The sequence below is a fragment of the Desulfomonilaceae bacterium genome, from assembly GCA_041662605.1.
Lineage (GTDB): Bacteria > Desulfobacterota > Desulfomonilia > Desulfomonilales > Desulfomonilaceae > CAJBEZ01.
This window is the reverse complement of the sequence record JBAZSD010000013.1, coordinates 13,926-27,946: the sequence shown is the minus strand read 5'-3', so window position 1 is coordinate 27,946 and position 14,021 is coordinate 13,926. Positions and strand designations below refer to the sequence as shown.

Annotated in this window: 9 protein-coding genes; all 9 read left to right on the top strand. The window is 54.6% G+C overall.

Annotated elements, in window-relative coordinates:
- Positions 1-305 precede the first annotated feature (305 nt).
- Positions 306-2,864 (top strand): PEP/pyruvate-binding domain-containing protein, encoded by a 2,559-nt coding sequence (locus WC647_11505; protein ID MFA6222927.1) that lies wholly within the window; start codon positions 306-308, stop codon positions 2,862-2,864.
- Between the two features lie 24 nt (positions 2,865-2,888).
- Entirely contained in the window at positions 2,889-3,422 is a 534-nt protein-coding gene (locus WC647_11500; protein MFA6222926.1) for a DUF202 domain-containing protein, read from the top strand.
- 371 nt (positions 3,423-3,793) lie between these two features.
- Positions 3,794-5,245, top strand: a complete 1,452-nt coding sequence (locus tag WC647_11495; GenBank protein ID MFA6222925.1) for an FAD-binding oxidoreductase — start codon at positions 3,794-3,796, stop codon at positions 5,243-5,245.
- Positions 5,246-5,586: 341 nt separating this feature from the next.
- Complete coding sequence (guaD, locus tag WC647_11490; GenBank protein MFA6222924.1) at positions 5,587-7,002, top strand: guanine deaminase; 1,416 nt, start codon at positions 5,587-5,589, stop codon at positions 7,000-7,002.
- Between the two features lie 260 nt (positions 7,003-7,262).
- Entirely contained in the window at positions 7,263-7,733 is a 471-nt protein-coding gene (locus WC647_11485) for a hypothetical protein (protein MFA6222923.1), read from the top strand.
- Between the two features lie 101 nt (positions 7,734-7,834).
- Positions 7,835-8,665 (top strand): FAD binding domain-containing protein, encoded by an 831-nt coding sequence (locus WC647_11480; GenBank protein ID MFA6222922.1) that lies wholly within the window; start codon positions 7,835-7,837, stop codon positions 8,663-8,665.
- Positions 8,662-11,424 carry a molybdopterin cofactor-binding domain-containing protein gene (locus tag WC647_11475; protein ID MFA6222921.1) on the top strand — a complete coding sequence of 921 codons (2,763 nt, stop codon included), beginning with the start codon at positions 8,662-8,664 and terminating at the stop codon, positions 11,422-11,424. The genes WC647_11480 and WC647_11475 overlap by 4 nt, the downstream gene beginning before the upstream one ends.
- Before the next feature lie 233 nt (positions 11,425-11,657).
- On the top strand, positions 11,658-12,578 hold the full coding sequence (locus WC647_11470) for an SgcJ/EcaC family oxidoreductase (GenBank protein ID MFA6222920.1): 921 nt from the start codon (positions 11,658-11,660) through the stop codon (positions 12,576-12,578).
- 11 nt (positions 12,579-12,589) lie between these two features.
- The gene (locus WC647_11465) at positions 12,590-13,969 is read left to right on the top strand and encodes a hypothetical protein (protein MFA6222919.1); all 1,380 of its coding nucleotides are present in this window, start codon (positions 12,590-12,592) and stop codon (positions 13,967-13,969) included.
- Positions 13,970-14,021: the final 52 nt, after the last annotated feature.

The window sequence follows — 14,021 nt, the reverse complement described above, 5'->3', positions numbered from 1 at the left end:
GATTTTACAGGCTGGAGCGGAACCTCTGTGGTCATTTTGGAATTGGAGAGACGTCTTCATGATTATGATGTCCGATCGTATCTGTCGGTGGACATGTGTGAAAATTTGTTCTTGCGGTAATCAATAAAAGAGCTTATAGATATATACATATAGGCATAGATAGAGGCTCAAGCTTGAGTGAACTTTCCACTGCTAGCCACATCCAAATTCTACCAGTCAATACAGTTTGTTTAAAGCGCGGAAAGAAGCTCATGGAAGGATAGTCCGATGATGCCGCCACATAGTCGTCTTTAAGGAGAACGGAAATGTTGAGAGTTCTGAAACAGCTTTTTGGAGGCGTTCTCTCACCAGAGCAAGAGCCCATCACATTTTCTGAAATTTTCAACCGGTTTGAAAATACGCTACTTCCGGATCACGACAGGGCTATGGAAATCATTGCCGATTTGGCGGAAAAGTCGTGTGGAGAGTATATATTCGATCGAAAATATCTCCAGGATTCTGTGCGGGATCTGCAGAATATTTTGCTCAGGATGATAAGGGAACTGAACCTGATTGGATCCAATCGCTACATGGAACTTTATTCGACATTGGATCGAGTTTTCCCAGTACATCCCGAGTTTTCGGGGCGACTAATGATGTGGGACGCTCCATACGTGGTTTCCCTTGACGAAGCGCCTGTGGACAATCCGGAACTAACGGGTGGAAAAGCGAATACCCTGGTTGAAATAATTCAGCGCCTTCGTTTTGATGTGCCTGACGGATTTGTGATCACCACTCAAGCCTACTACAGATTTCTCGACCAAAACCATCTTGGTGATCGAATTCAATTTTTGCTCAGAGGTTGGATGGCAGGTAATCAAAATTTAGATACCGCATGTAGTGAAATTCGCCAACGAATCCTGACTGGCGTAATTCCACAGGACCTTGCAGAAGCCATCAGTCAGTGGGCGCAAAAAGGCAGAGGAAATTGGTCAGTTCGTAGCAGCGCCTATGGGGAAGATGGGGAACTTTCTTTTGCCGGACTTCACCAAACCGTTTTGAACGTGGCTCCAGAAAAGGTTTTGGAGGCGTATAAAATTTGTGTGGCCAGCCTTTACTCTCCCGAAGCCGTCTGTTACCGGCATCAGATGGGTACTCTGGGGGACGAGTTTGCGATGGCGGTGCTTTGCCAGGAAATGATCGACAGTCAATCCAGCGGTGTTCTCCAAACCGTCTGCCTGGAATCCGCCGAGCCTTGTTGCATGTCAATTTACGCTTCATTTGGACTCGGGAGAACCACGGCGGAAGGGAGGGATGTCCTGGACCGTTACGTTGTAACCAAGGAACCTCCGTACGAAATCAGAAAGATGAGGATAGCCGATAAGGGATGGTTATTAAGGACAGCGCTCGGTGGAGGGGAAGAGGAATCAGTAATCTCCGAGGAAAAGCGTACGCAACCCGCCATTTCCGACAATGTGGCGCAGTCTCTGGCACATTGGGGAGTGATCTTGGAACGCTATTTTAGGCGACCGCTGGAATTAGAGTGGGCTGTGGATCCCGAAGGCCACTGCAAACTTCTTCAAGGCAGGCCCTTACTCTTGCCCCAGACGGCGGTCCTGGCTCCCGAGGACTGGCGGGCGTCTTGCTCTGGCTCCAAGATAATCCTTCGTGACATTGGAGATGTCGCACACGCTGGTGTCGGATCGGGATTGGTTCGCATCGTGCAATCTAATGAGGATATGGCCAAGTTTACTGACGGGGCAGTCCTGGTGACCCGCTACACGGCGCCATGGCTCGCGCGAATTGTGCCAAAAGCCCGCGCTATCATTTCCGAACGGGGATCTGTCGCCGGACATCTTGCGACAATTGCAAGAGAGTTTCGCGTTCCCACACTTACGGGAGTGGAAGGGGCGACTAAAGTCCTGACCGACGGTATGGAAGTCACTGTTGATGCGCACCATCGGATAATTTATGAGGGTCGCGTAGAACAGTTGATCCATTACGAACTGATGCAGCCTACGGTTTTTGAGGATGCTCCTGAATTCCGCTTTCTTCGCAGGATTCTCCATCAAGTTGCGCCACTCAACCTGACCGACCCGCAATCTATAAACTATGCGCCGAAAGCATGCCGATCGGCTCATGACGTGATCAGATTCATACATGAAAAAGCCGTGCATGAGCTGATGGAAATCCCAACTTCGCTGAATCGATTCAAAGGCTCTGAGGTATGGAGCCTCGTGTCTGACGTTCCGCTGCCGTTGAGAATAGTTGATCTTGGGGGCGGACTTGATCCATTGGCTACAGGAAGCACGATTGGAACCGAGCAGATCAGATCATTGCCACTCAAGGCTCTGTTAGAAGGCTTGTCTCGGCCCGAGATGTGGCGTACGGAACCTGTTGTAGTCGATTTAAAGGGGATGATGTCGAGCTTAACAAAAACCTGGGATCCAAGTCGAGGCCCCGCTCTTTTTGGATTAAACTTGGCCGTTGTCAACGATGTTTACACCAATCTGAACTTACGACTCGGCTATCATCTCAACCTGATCGACGCTCGGATGGATGATGTGGATAACCAGAATCACATTTACTTCAGATTCATGGGGGGCGTGGCGGAACTCACGCGGCGATCCCGAAGAGCGCAGCTACTGGCGGACATCTTGGCGCGCTTTCATTTCAAAGTAAGGGTCCAGGGTGATCTTGTTGTCGGCAGGATCCTACACATTCCGAAGGCTGAAATCAGTTCCCGCCTCAAAGTTCTAGGCGCATTGGTCGGTTTTACCAGACAGCTGGATATTCAGTTGCGAAATGATCAGGACGTTGAAGAACACGTCGAAGCTTTCGTGATAGGGTACGGCGCTATCCCAAGTCCTGGCGTTTCTACATAAGAGCGGAGCCTCAAGGGAGAAAACATGGGAATCATCGGAAGAATCTGGAACCGTAAGACATCAGGAGTAGGTCCGGGAGGAGGCTGGATGGGAACCGCAAAAAGAATCTGGGGCCAGGGACCCGCCGAGATGGTGTGCAAGCCTCCAAACATATGGGCGGATGATCGAATTTTCTTCGCCTGGCAGCGCAGTCACATGGCCAACGAAAGAACCTTTCTCTCCTGGAGCCGTACCAGTATCTCTCTGTTGGCGTTTGGTTTTGTTATTGAAAAGTTTGAGCTGTTCATGCATCAGATAGCTCATTTAGGTGGTTCTACGATGAGCATTCCCAGCCAACAGGGGATGATATATTTAAGTTTTTTCTGCTTCGGTATGGCTGGATTAAGCTCCATCGTAGCCGGATGGCGCTTTCTTGCAGTGAGACGTCACCTCAACTGGGGAATGGCCTCATACTCATTTATACCAGACGTGCTGGTCGTGGCCTCGGTCATGGTGATAATTGTTGTGACTCTGGCGCTGACGTTCCCGAGGCTCATCGGAATAATCGGTGAGATTTAACCACTCGGTTGGCAAACGTCGACGGAGCTATTGATTGCGCCGGCGCTTCTTGGCTTCTTGTCTATTTCTTGGGTGACAGGACCACCCAAAATTGTTTCTTATACTCCGAAATCAAACGAACTGAACTAAACGTTGCGTCGAGGGGCTCGCTCGTTGTGGATATTGACTGGGGCGTGCGGTGAATTATATTTGCTGTAGGATTCAATGCGTCTTCTTTGGCAAGCCACCTCAATCCTGAGGGGGACCGTATGAGCCCTTTTGTAAGTTAAGGAATTCTGCCCCGCCCGGGCGGCATCCTAAACACCCCCTGAATGGCTTGACTGCAGGATCATTCCGGTAAGCAAGCACTGTGCATTTGGAGCGCTTTTGCCATGATTAAAAAAAAGGATGCTGAGTTAGCCGGCAATAGATTCAAAGACCAAAATCACCTGGATACGAGCGCTCTGCAGAAAAGCGTCACGGGTCAAGTCTTGACCGCATCTGACCCAGACTTCGAGAAAATTGCTCTCGATGTTTGGAACAAATATGAAGCAGCTAACCGCCGGCCTCAATTGATTGTTCGCGTGGCCAACGAACAAGACGTAGTCGAGGCTGTAAAATTTGCAAAAGCACGCAAACTGAAGGTCGTCGTGCGTGGAGGTGGGCACAACTGGTGCAATCCTTCACTGCGCACTGGTGGCATGATGATCGATCTGACCAGTCTCAATCAGGTCATTTCCATAGATGCAAAGGGGCGCAAGGCTGTGGTTCAGCCAATTGTCAGCAATCGGGAAATTCAAACTCACGTCAATGCTCAGAATTTGGCCTATCCCAGCGGGCATTGCCCGCCGGTCAAATTGAGTGGTTATCTCCTCTGTGGAGGGATGTCATGGAATCAGGGTGTCTGGGGAACTGGCATCGGCAGCGTCGAAGCAGTTGAGTTAGTCACCCCCAATGGAGACATCATTACTGCCAACAAAGATCAAAACACCGATTACTATTGGGCTGCTCGTGGGGCCGGGCCGGGTTTCTTCGGGGTCGCAATTCGCTACCACCTCAAGCTCTATGATTTGCCAAAGGTGATAGCCTGCAGCTCTTATTATTATCCTATAGGAGAAGTCGATACTGTTGCTCAGTGGCTTGAATCCATAGCAGGCAAGTTGCCTCCGAACATTGAATTGAGTCTGTTCATGCTGACTGCGCCACCTGAGCTTGCGGAAAAATGCGAGGCAGATGCCCGTAAAGTATGTATGGTAGCTGCAACGATTTTCGCTGATTCGAAGGAGGAAGCAAATTCTTCACTCAAAACTCTCGATGATTGCCCGATCATTGCGAAATGTCTCTCCAAAACTGTAGCGGTCCCCTACGACTTCGAGGCTTTGTTTGATGCGTCCGGAACTCTGTGGCCCGCCGATCACCGCAACCAAGTTGAAGCGGTCTTCTCGAACTCCAAACTGGCGGACCTGTTCCACGGAGTCCGCGACTATTTCCTGAAGACGCCGTCACCTACCACTCTGATCATGTTCGCAATTTTCACCGGCCCCAACATCCCAGCCCCGCTTCCCGATGCCGCATTCTCCATGAGCGCCCATTATTATGGCGGACCATGGACGCAGTGGACGAAAGCGGAGGACGACGAAGCCAACACGCGATGGCACAGGAAGTGCCTGGAGCTGCTTAAACCGTTTGTCGCGGGGTATTACATCGGCGAATCGGACACGGTCACGTATCCAAACATCGTTCAGGAATCATATACCGAAGGCAAGTGGAAGCGCCTCAAAGAGTTGCGAAAGAAATATGATCCGGATGGGGTGTTCTTCGATTATTCTGACGGGTTGAGTTGAGAGTAGCTGGGAGTCTCGATTTATCTCTGTTCCCCAAAAGGACTCCGGCAATTCTTCGATGGTGTACCCAAGGCTCCTGACGCCGGTTTCAATCCGGAGCTTATGGAATGAAGGGCCTCAATTTGAATTCCACGTTTAATGTCTTATGGATAATGAAGATCTCAGTGATGCCGCGTTCGGGGTCAATCCCGAATATGCTTCCATGTGTTCTGTTGTTCATATCGGCCTAGAGTGAGGCGCCAATGCGTCAGGGCCGGAGAACTTCCGGTCGTCCAAGAGCCATCTTTGTTACACAACGTAGCGCTTTTCAGCGTGACCAACTTTTGAGAGGAGGAACCGTCATGACAGGCGCCAGTTGCGCGATCCGAGGAACTTTCTTCGATTTCATAGACGACCCGTGGAAGCACATCGGAAAGGAGCAGGACGCTGCCCGCTTCATCCGCGACGGATTGCTCGTCGTCAAGGACGGGATGATAGTGGATTTTGGCGCCTTCGCCGACATCTCGCCGCGCTACCCCGAGTTTCCGGTTACCCATCTGCAAAATCGGCTGATCCTCCCGGGGTTCATCGACGGGCACATTCACTTTCCTCAGGTTCGGGTCCTCGGGGCATACGGTAACCAGTTGCTTGATTGGCTTCAAACCTGGATCTTTCCGGAAGAGCTGAAGTATAGCGACCGCGACTATTCGCGCACCGCTGCCAGGTATTTCTTCGACGCCCTGCTGGCCGGGGGCACAACAACATGCCTGACGTTTACCACCAGCAGCCCCGTCTCGACGGAGGAGTTTTTTGACGAGGCGGCTCGGCGTAACATGCGCGTGATCGCCGGCCTGACCGGAATTGACCGTTTCGCGCCGGACGAGGTCCTCATCACGCCGGATGAATTCTACCGCGAGTCCAAGCGGCTCATTGAGCGCTACCACCGCAAGGGCCGCAATCTCTACGCTATCACGCCACGCTTCGCTGTGGGCTGCACCGGGGAAATGATGGACCGCTGCCGGCAGTTGAAGCAGGAGCACAATGACTGCTGGGTCAACACGCACATCTCCGAGAACCCGTCCGAGATTCGCACAGCGCACAACTACTTTCCCGGTTGCGAGGACTACACGCAGGTCCACCAGGAACACGGACTGCTGGGACCGAAGTTCACCGCCGGCCACGGGGTCTGGCTCTCCAATGACGAGTTGCGACGCTTTTCGAAGGCGGGCGCAGCGATTGCGTTCTGCCCGCTGTCGAACCTGTTCCTAGGCAGTGGCCTCTTCCGCCTGGGCCGCGCTACGGACCCCGAGTACCCCGTCCGCATCACAGTAGGATGCGACATGGGCGGAGGCAACGCGTTCACCATCGTTCGCGTGCTCGAGGAAGCCTATAAGGTAGGCATGTGCAACAACACCATGCTAGACGGTTCCGTCAATCCGCGTGAGCAAGACCTGGCCGAGGCTGAACGGAACAAACTATCACCCTACCGGGCGTTTTACCTGGCCACCCTCGGAGGCGCCCATGCGCTGTACCTCGACGACATGCTGGGCAACTTCGACAAGGGAAAAGAGGCCGACTTCGTCGCTGTCGACTGGAACGCCGGGCAACTGGCAATGCGCTGGCGCCAGTCGCTCATCGTGGAGGGCGCCGGCCCGGAGACCATCGAGCAGGCGGCCCAGCTACTGTTCGGCGTCATGACGGTCGGCGACGACCGCAACATCGACGAGACGTGGGTCGCAGGAAAGCGCGCCTACAAGAAAGCTCCTGAAGGAGCGTAGGTGTAAATCAGCGGCGAGGTTGAGCCTCGCGCCTGTTTGCTGAACAGTGCGTGTTCAGATATTAGAACATGAGGAGTTAAAGCTTGGAAGTGCATATCTCGCGGGCTTCCGCAGTTGTGGTTCAACAAGTCCCACCTGTCCTTGCGGAATGGTTCATGGAGTGGCAGAGCGGCGTCACTGGGGCCGCCGAGGGCTTTGCCGGCTACCGCGGCACAGAGGTCTATCCTCCAGGTGACAGCCGGCGAAACGAGTGGGTGGTGGTGATACACTTCGACGATGAGAAGTCACTTCAGGGGTGGCTGGACTCGTCGGTTCGGTCGCAGTGGGTGGAGAAACTGCAAGCGCAGGTCGGCGACTTCGAACTGAAAACGCTACCGGGCGGCTTCGGCTCCTGGTTCACGGGCCTTGCTCACGGTCCGGAGCAAACGCCTCCGCCATCGTGGAAGATGGCCCTAACGGTGCTTCTCGGCCTCTATCCCACTGTTATGGCGCTCACGCTCTTTCCTGGGCCGTATATGGAGCCATTGGGACTGGCCTTGGCCATGCTGATCGGCAACGCCCTGAGCGTGTCCATTCTCCAATGGGCCGTGATGCCCGTGCTGAACTCCTTACTCGCTCCTTGGCTCAAGGCGAATTCGGAAAAGGATAGGGCTTTGTCTGCCGGAGGATTTTTGCTGATTCTTGTCCTTTTGACGGGCTTGGCCCTCCTGTTTCGTCAGGTGACGGGATAGAAGTACTCAAAGTGACGCATCCATCATGATGCCAAGGTGATCGGCTCCGGCAATTCCCAATTATCGGCGGAGCGACAATTGGAAGCGAACGGCGGTGTAACATGGATCTCAACACTGTTTCTGAAGTAGTTCGTCCCTCAACCAGGGATGACGTCCCTGACTGGCGCGACTCGGATGCCTGGCTGGCCGGAGGAACGTGGCTTTTCTCTGAACAGCAGCCTGGCGTGCGCCGACTCATTGATCTCGAAGGGCTCCGCTGGCCATCGCTGCAAGTTCATGAGCTAGGTCTCACAATTGCAGCGACGTGCAAGATCAGCCAGCTTTACTCTCTCGTTACGCCACCTGAGTGGCGGGCGGCCCCGCTGATCCGCGAGTGCTGTAGGTCGCTGCTGGCATCATTCAAAATCTGGAACACTGCGACCGTGGGTGGGAACATCTGCATGTCCCTGCCGGCCGGAGCGATGACCTCCCTGACTGCCGCTCTCGAAGGTGTTTGCACGATCTGGCGGCGTGATGGCAGTGAGCAGGCCGTGCCGGTCGTAGATTTCGTCACCGGAGTTCACCAGAACCTCATCAGACCGGGCGACTTGCTTCGCAGCGTCGACTTGCCGGCATCCGCCCTTCAAAAGCGAACGAGCTTTCGCCGAATGTCCCTGACCCACATGGGCCGGTCCTCGGCGCTACTGATCGCCACCTTATGCCCGCTCGACGGGAGTATGGCGCTCACTGTCACCGCTGCTACCGAGCGACCCGTTAGGATTGAGTTTTCTCGGATCCCTCCTGCCGATCAACTCCGAAGCAAGCTCCGCGAAGCAATCCCGGATTCTTGGTACCTGGATGACGTTCACGGGACACCCGATTACCGCAAACACTTAACCTACTACTTCGCTGAGGACATCCGTAGAGAACTCTCGGCAGGAGGAGGCGCATGACCTATCACATCAACGGTAGGACCTTCTCCACCGAGCCACGACCCGGGCAGTGCCTGCGCAGCTTCCTGCGCGATTTGGGATGGTTCGGAGTCAAGAAGGGATGCGATACGGGGGATTGTGGAGCCTGTACAGTCTGGCTCGATGGTGTTCCCGTCCACAGTTGCCTGGTGCCGGCTTTTCGCGCTGCCGGCCGACAAGTGACGACGATCGAGGGACTGGCCGGCAATGGGAAACTGCATCCCGTGCAGCAGGCGTTGATCGACGCACAGGGTTTCCAGTGTGGTTTCTGTACATGTGGGTTGACGATGACAGCGGCCAGCCTCAACGAGGAAGACCTCCAGGACCTTCCTCGCTCGCTCAAGGGTAATCTATGCCGCTGCACTGGATACCACTCGATAGAGGACGCAATCCGCAGGATCAAATCGATCGAGGAACCGACCCCAGGAGCTTCCGTCGGGAGTAGCGTTGCAGCGCCGGCATCTTCAGCAATCGTCACGGGGAAGGCGCGGTATACCCTCGACATGCGCATCGACGGAATGCTGCACTTGAAACTGCTCCGGTCGCCTCATGCGCACGCGCGAATCCTGTCCATTCGTAAGGACCGCGCACTGGCGACGCCCGGTGTCCACGAGGTTTTCACGTGGGAGGATGTCCCACGGCTACTGTTTACCGCTGCCAATCACGACGATTATCACTCCGATCCCAACGACACGTATATTCTGGACAACGTGGTCCGTCACGTCGGTCAGCGCGTCGCTGCCGTGCTGGCGGATAGCGAGGGGGCTGCGGAGGAGGGATGCCGCCGCCTGGAGGTAGACTATCAATTGCTGCCGGCTGTTTTCGATCCTGAGGAAGCGATGAGGATCGGTGCGCCCGTGCTCCATGACAAAGGCGTGGAGTCCCGCATCCAGCGTCCGGGCCGAAACATCCTGCTCGAACTCCACGGCGGCGTTGGTGATGTCGAGGTCGGCCTCGCGCAGGCGGATGTCATCCACGAAGCGACCTATTCGACGCACCGAGCCCAGCATGCTCATCTGGAGACGCACTGCACGATCTCGTGGATCGACGACGACCGTCGTCTGAACGTCCGTACCAGCACGCAGACCCCGTTCCTTACCAAGGCAAAGCTGTGCTATCTCTTTAGCCTGTATCCGGACAGTGTGCGTGTCTTCTGCGAGCGTGTCGGGGGTGGCTTTGGGGCGAAGCAGGAAATGGTGACAGAGGATATTTGCGCCTTTGCCTCGATCAAGACCGGCAGGCCGGTACAGCTCGAGTATACGCGGGAGGAGCAATTCTTCGGCGCCACGACGCGACATCCGATGAAAATCCATGTGAAGGCCGGGGCCAAACGCGACGGCACGCTGACTGCTCTCCAGTTGCGTATCGTTTCCAATACCGGAGCTTACGGCACGCATGGAGGCTCCACACTTTTCCATTCCACTGGTGAATCGGTTGCGGTTTATCGTTGCCCGAACAAGAAGATCGATGCTTTCGCTGTCTATACGAACACTGTTCCTGCGGGGGCCTTTCGAGGTTACGGGCTGACGCAGACTATTTTTGCGGTCGAGTCGGCGATGGACGAACTGGCCCGAGGTTTGAACATCGACCCCATCGAGTTCCGACATCGTAATGTCATACGCCCTTACGATCCGATGACGTCCCTGAGCGGGGAGCCGCACGACCTGGACTACGGAAGCTATGGACTGGACCAGTGCCTCGATCTGGTGCGCGACGCTCTCGCCCGAGGCAAGGGACGGGCATGCCCCGAGGGAGATGAGTGGCTAGTAGGAAAGGGTGTCGGTCTGGCAATGATTGGTTGCGCCCCGCCCACCGAGCATCGTTCCGAGGCATGTCTCAGTCTGGAAGGGGATGGTAATTACCACCTGACCATCGGGTCGCCGGAATTTGGCAATGGTTCAACCACGGTCCGCCACCAGATTGCGGCCACGGTGCTTGGCGCTTCCCCGGAGTGCGTGATCTCGATCCAATCCGACACCGATCGCACCGGTTATGATACCGGGCCGTTCGGCAGCACTGGGACGACCGTCGCCGGGAAGGCGGTGCATGAAGCGGCCAAATCCCTCCGGGATCGCATCCTGGATTTTGCTGCCGGGCATTGTGGTACGGCTCGCGACAAATGCCGACTGGAACCGGACACTGTTGTTTGTGATGGCGCCCGCATGAGCCTGGTTGATCTTCACAACTTAGCGCGGCAGGCGGGGCAGGTTCTGCGGGTCGTACGCAAGGCCCATGGAACCCCGCGAACCGTAGCTTTCAACGTGCACGGTTTCTGGATTGCGGTCCATCGTATTACCGGGGAAATCAAGATCCTCCAGAGCGTTCAGGCAGTCGATGCTGGGGTAGTGATCAATCCGCAGCAGCTCCGAGGCCAAGTCGAAGGCTCTATCGCCCAGGGACTGGGATGGGCCCTGTACGAAAAAATAGTGTTCGACAAGGAAGGGCGGGTCGTCAACCCGACATTCCGTAACTACCGCATCCCGGCTTATGCCGACATCCCACGCAGCGAGGTCTATTTTGCCCAGACAACGGACACCTTTGGCCCACTAGGAGCGAAGAGCATGAGCGAAGCGCCGATCAACCCGGTAGCCCCCGCGCTGGCCAACGCTCTGGCCGATGCGACCGGCATCCGCTTTCATGATCTTCCACTAGCCCCTGATCGTATTTACAGCGCCATCCTGGCGGAACACCCACTAGGCCCGGCGGACTACGACCGACAATGGGGATCGCCTGACACCTGACGACCTTACGCAGACGCAAGAGCCCGCACGAATTAGCCAACTAACTTGCGCTGCAAACGTTTCGGATCAATAGAAGATAGTGAAACACCCCGAGACGGCATTTTAAACTGAGGGGAACCATCGGATGACTTATCACAATCCCCAAAACAACGAAAATGGCGCCTGATTTGTATAATTTTGTATATGAAGTTATTCTATAAAAGTTGGACTACCGAATAAGGAGGACCGCTGTGGTGGGTAGAGTCGCACTGGCCTTGATAATCGGTTCAATTTTAATGGTTTCGGGAGTGAGCGCCGAAAACACCGGCTTAAGTCAGGATGAAATCGCCATTCGAAAAGCCATTGAATCCTATGAAGACACTTATAACCACGGGGACGCCTCGGCTGCGGCTGAGCATTGGAGCCTGGACGGCACATACATAGGCCAGGATGGAGAACTCGCAAAGGGGCCGAACGAAATACGACCCGCTTTGGAAAAGCTTTTTGCCGAACAAAAGGGCATCCAGGTGAAGGCGGCTATTTTCCGCGTTGAACTCCAATCGCCTGATCTAGCGATATCCAAAGGTTTTGCGGTGTTCCATAGTCCCAAGGAAAAGAAAGAAGAAGTTCTTTTCACCGCTACTCTCGTAAAAGAAAACGGGATGTGGAAGCTTTCTAAAGTGGAAGAAGCTGAATCCCCGGTTCCTATTGCCACAATCGCAAAGCTTGGCGCACTCGAATGGCTGGTTGGCGACTGGGTGGACCAGGACGAAAACGCCAGAGTAGAAACAACATATCGCTGGGCCAAGGACTATGCCTTCATTAACGGCGCATTCCGTGTGACAGTGGGGGATCGCGTGGATCTCGAGGGTACACAGGTCATTGGTTGGGATCCTGTGGCAAAAAAGATTCGCTCCTGGATATTCGACACCAAAGCAGGTTTTGGGGAAGGTGAATGGTCCAGGGCGGGCAATAGATGGACAGTGAAGGTGAAAAGCATCCTTGGTACTGGTCAGAAAGCATCATCCATGAACATCTATACATATGTGGACCCGAACGCATTCACCTGGCAGTCCGTTAGCCGTGAAGTGGAAGGAGAACTTCTTCCGGACATCGATGAGGTGACCGTAGTAAGGAAGATCGCCCAAAAAGCTCAACCAGAATCCGGGAAATGACGGAGGAGTTCATGAAAAGACTAGCTGTATTCGCTCTGCCTATGCTGTTTGTATTTTTCCTCTTTTTAAACGCTGACGACGCCTTCTCACGAGGAGGGGGCCGAGGCGGAGGCTTTGGAGGTGGAGGCGCGGCCTATCGAGGAGGGGGCGCCGCTTCCCGCAGTCCTTCCATGAGTTCCCATTCCCCATCGCGCTCATCAGCTTCGCAGTCAAAACCGAGACAATCCAGCAATGTCTCATCTCAGTCACAGCGTTCTTCTTCTCCCAGCAAGGCTGCATCTAACCGCCCCAGTCATTCCGGCCAAAAACTTTCCCCGGCTGCCGGCTCAAAAATTCAGACCAAACTTCCCGGCGCAGGAGGATCTAAACCGAGTCGGAGTGATGTGCAGCAATTCTTGAATCTTCCCCAACAGGATGGAAAAGGTTTGTCGGATCTGGGAAAGGTCGGCGTTGGCGCAGCCGCGGGAGCGCTCGGATTTGCAGGGGCGCAGCAATTGCTGGGGTCCCAGAAGCCCGGAGGGGAAAGACCCGGTATTGCGGACAGGGGCGAGTCTGGCGGGAGACCTGGACTCGGAGATCGTCCCCAGGCGGGTACACTCCCTGCTGAAAGACCAAGAGCAGGTGGGCGTCCAGACCTTGGGGCCAGACCGGGCACAGCGGATCGTCCTTCGCAATTGCCTTCACGGGCAAATGCCGGCCAAATTCGAGACAACATGCAGGGACGATACGACAATCTTTTTACGCCACAATGGTGGAAAGACCATCCAAACATGGCCCAGGCTTATTGGCAAAACATGGGGAAATACCAATACGCTCGTAATCATTGGTGGAGGCCAGCTACCTGGGCCGCGTTGGGCGGTTGGGTGGCGGGAAGCGCCTGGGACTCTCCGGCCTATTATGATTATGGTGAAGGTGTATATTACGAGGACGAACAGGTCTACGTGAACGGAAAACGGGTCGCAAGCGCAGACGAATATTATCAGCAGGCCAGTGATCTCGCGACCAGCGCTCCCTCAACCCAGGCGCCTGAAACAGAATGGTTGCCGCTTGGGGTCTTCGCTATCTCGCGAGACCAGGCCACCGATTCAAATGCGCTATTGCAGCTTGCAGTCGACAAAGACGGAGTGATAGCTGGGACTTATTACAACACAGCCACCGACATCTCTCGGCCTGTGAAAGGCAAGGTCGACAAAAAGACCCAGCGAGCGGCATGGACTTTTGGTGACGGCAAGAACACCGATATAATCATGGAGACGGGCGTTTTCAATCTTACACAAGATCAAACCGAAGCGCTCGTGCATTTCGGCAATGAGAAGACAGAGCAATGGTTGTTGGTTCGGCTTGATCAGCCGAAAAATGATGAAAGCGCCAAAGAAACCAAAAAACAATAACGCATGCCGCCTGTCAAATAGTTGAAAGGATTTGACAGGCGGTCCGTTTCAA

Coding starts and splice junctions, on each gene's coding strand:
- guaD (MFA6222924.1), top strand. CDS start 5,587: ATGACAGGCGCCAGTTGCGCGATCCGAGGAACTTTCTTCGATTTCATA.
- WC647_11475 (MFA6222921.1), top strand. CDS start 8,662: ATGACCTATCACATCAACGGTAGGACCTTCTCCACCGAGCCACGACCC.
- WC647_11500 (MFA6222926.1), top strand. CDS start 2,889: ATGGGAATCATCGGAAGAATCTGGAACCGTAAGACATCAGGAGTAGGT.
- WC647_11465 (MFA6222919.1), top strand. CDS start 12,590: ATGAAAAGACTAGCTGTATTCGCTCTGCCTATGCTGTTTGTATTTTTC.
- WC647_11480 (MFA6222922.1), top strand. CDS start 7,835: ATGGATCTCAACACTGTTTCTGAAGTAGTTCGTCCCTCAACCAGGGAT.
- WC647_11505 (MFA6222927.1), top strand. CDS start 306: ATGTTGAGAGTTCTGAAACAGCTTTTTGGAGGCGTTCTCTCACCAGAG.
- WC647_11495 (MFA6222925.1), top strand. CDS start 3,794: ATGATTAAAAAAAAGGATGCTGAGTTAGCCGGCAATAGATTCAAAGAC.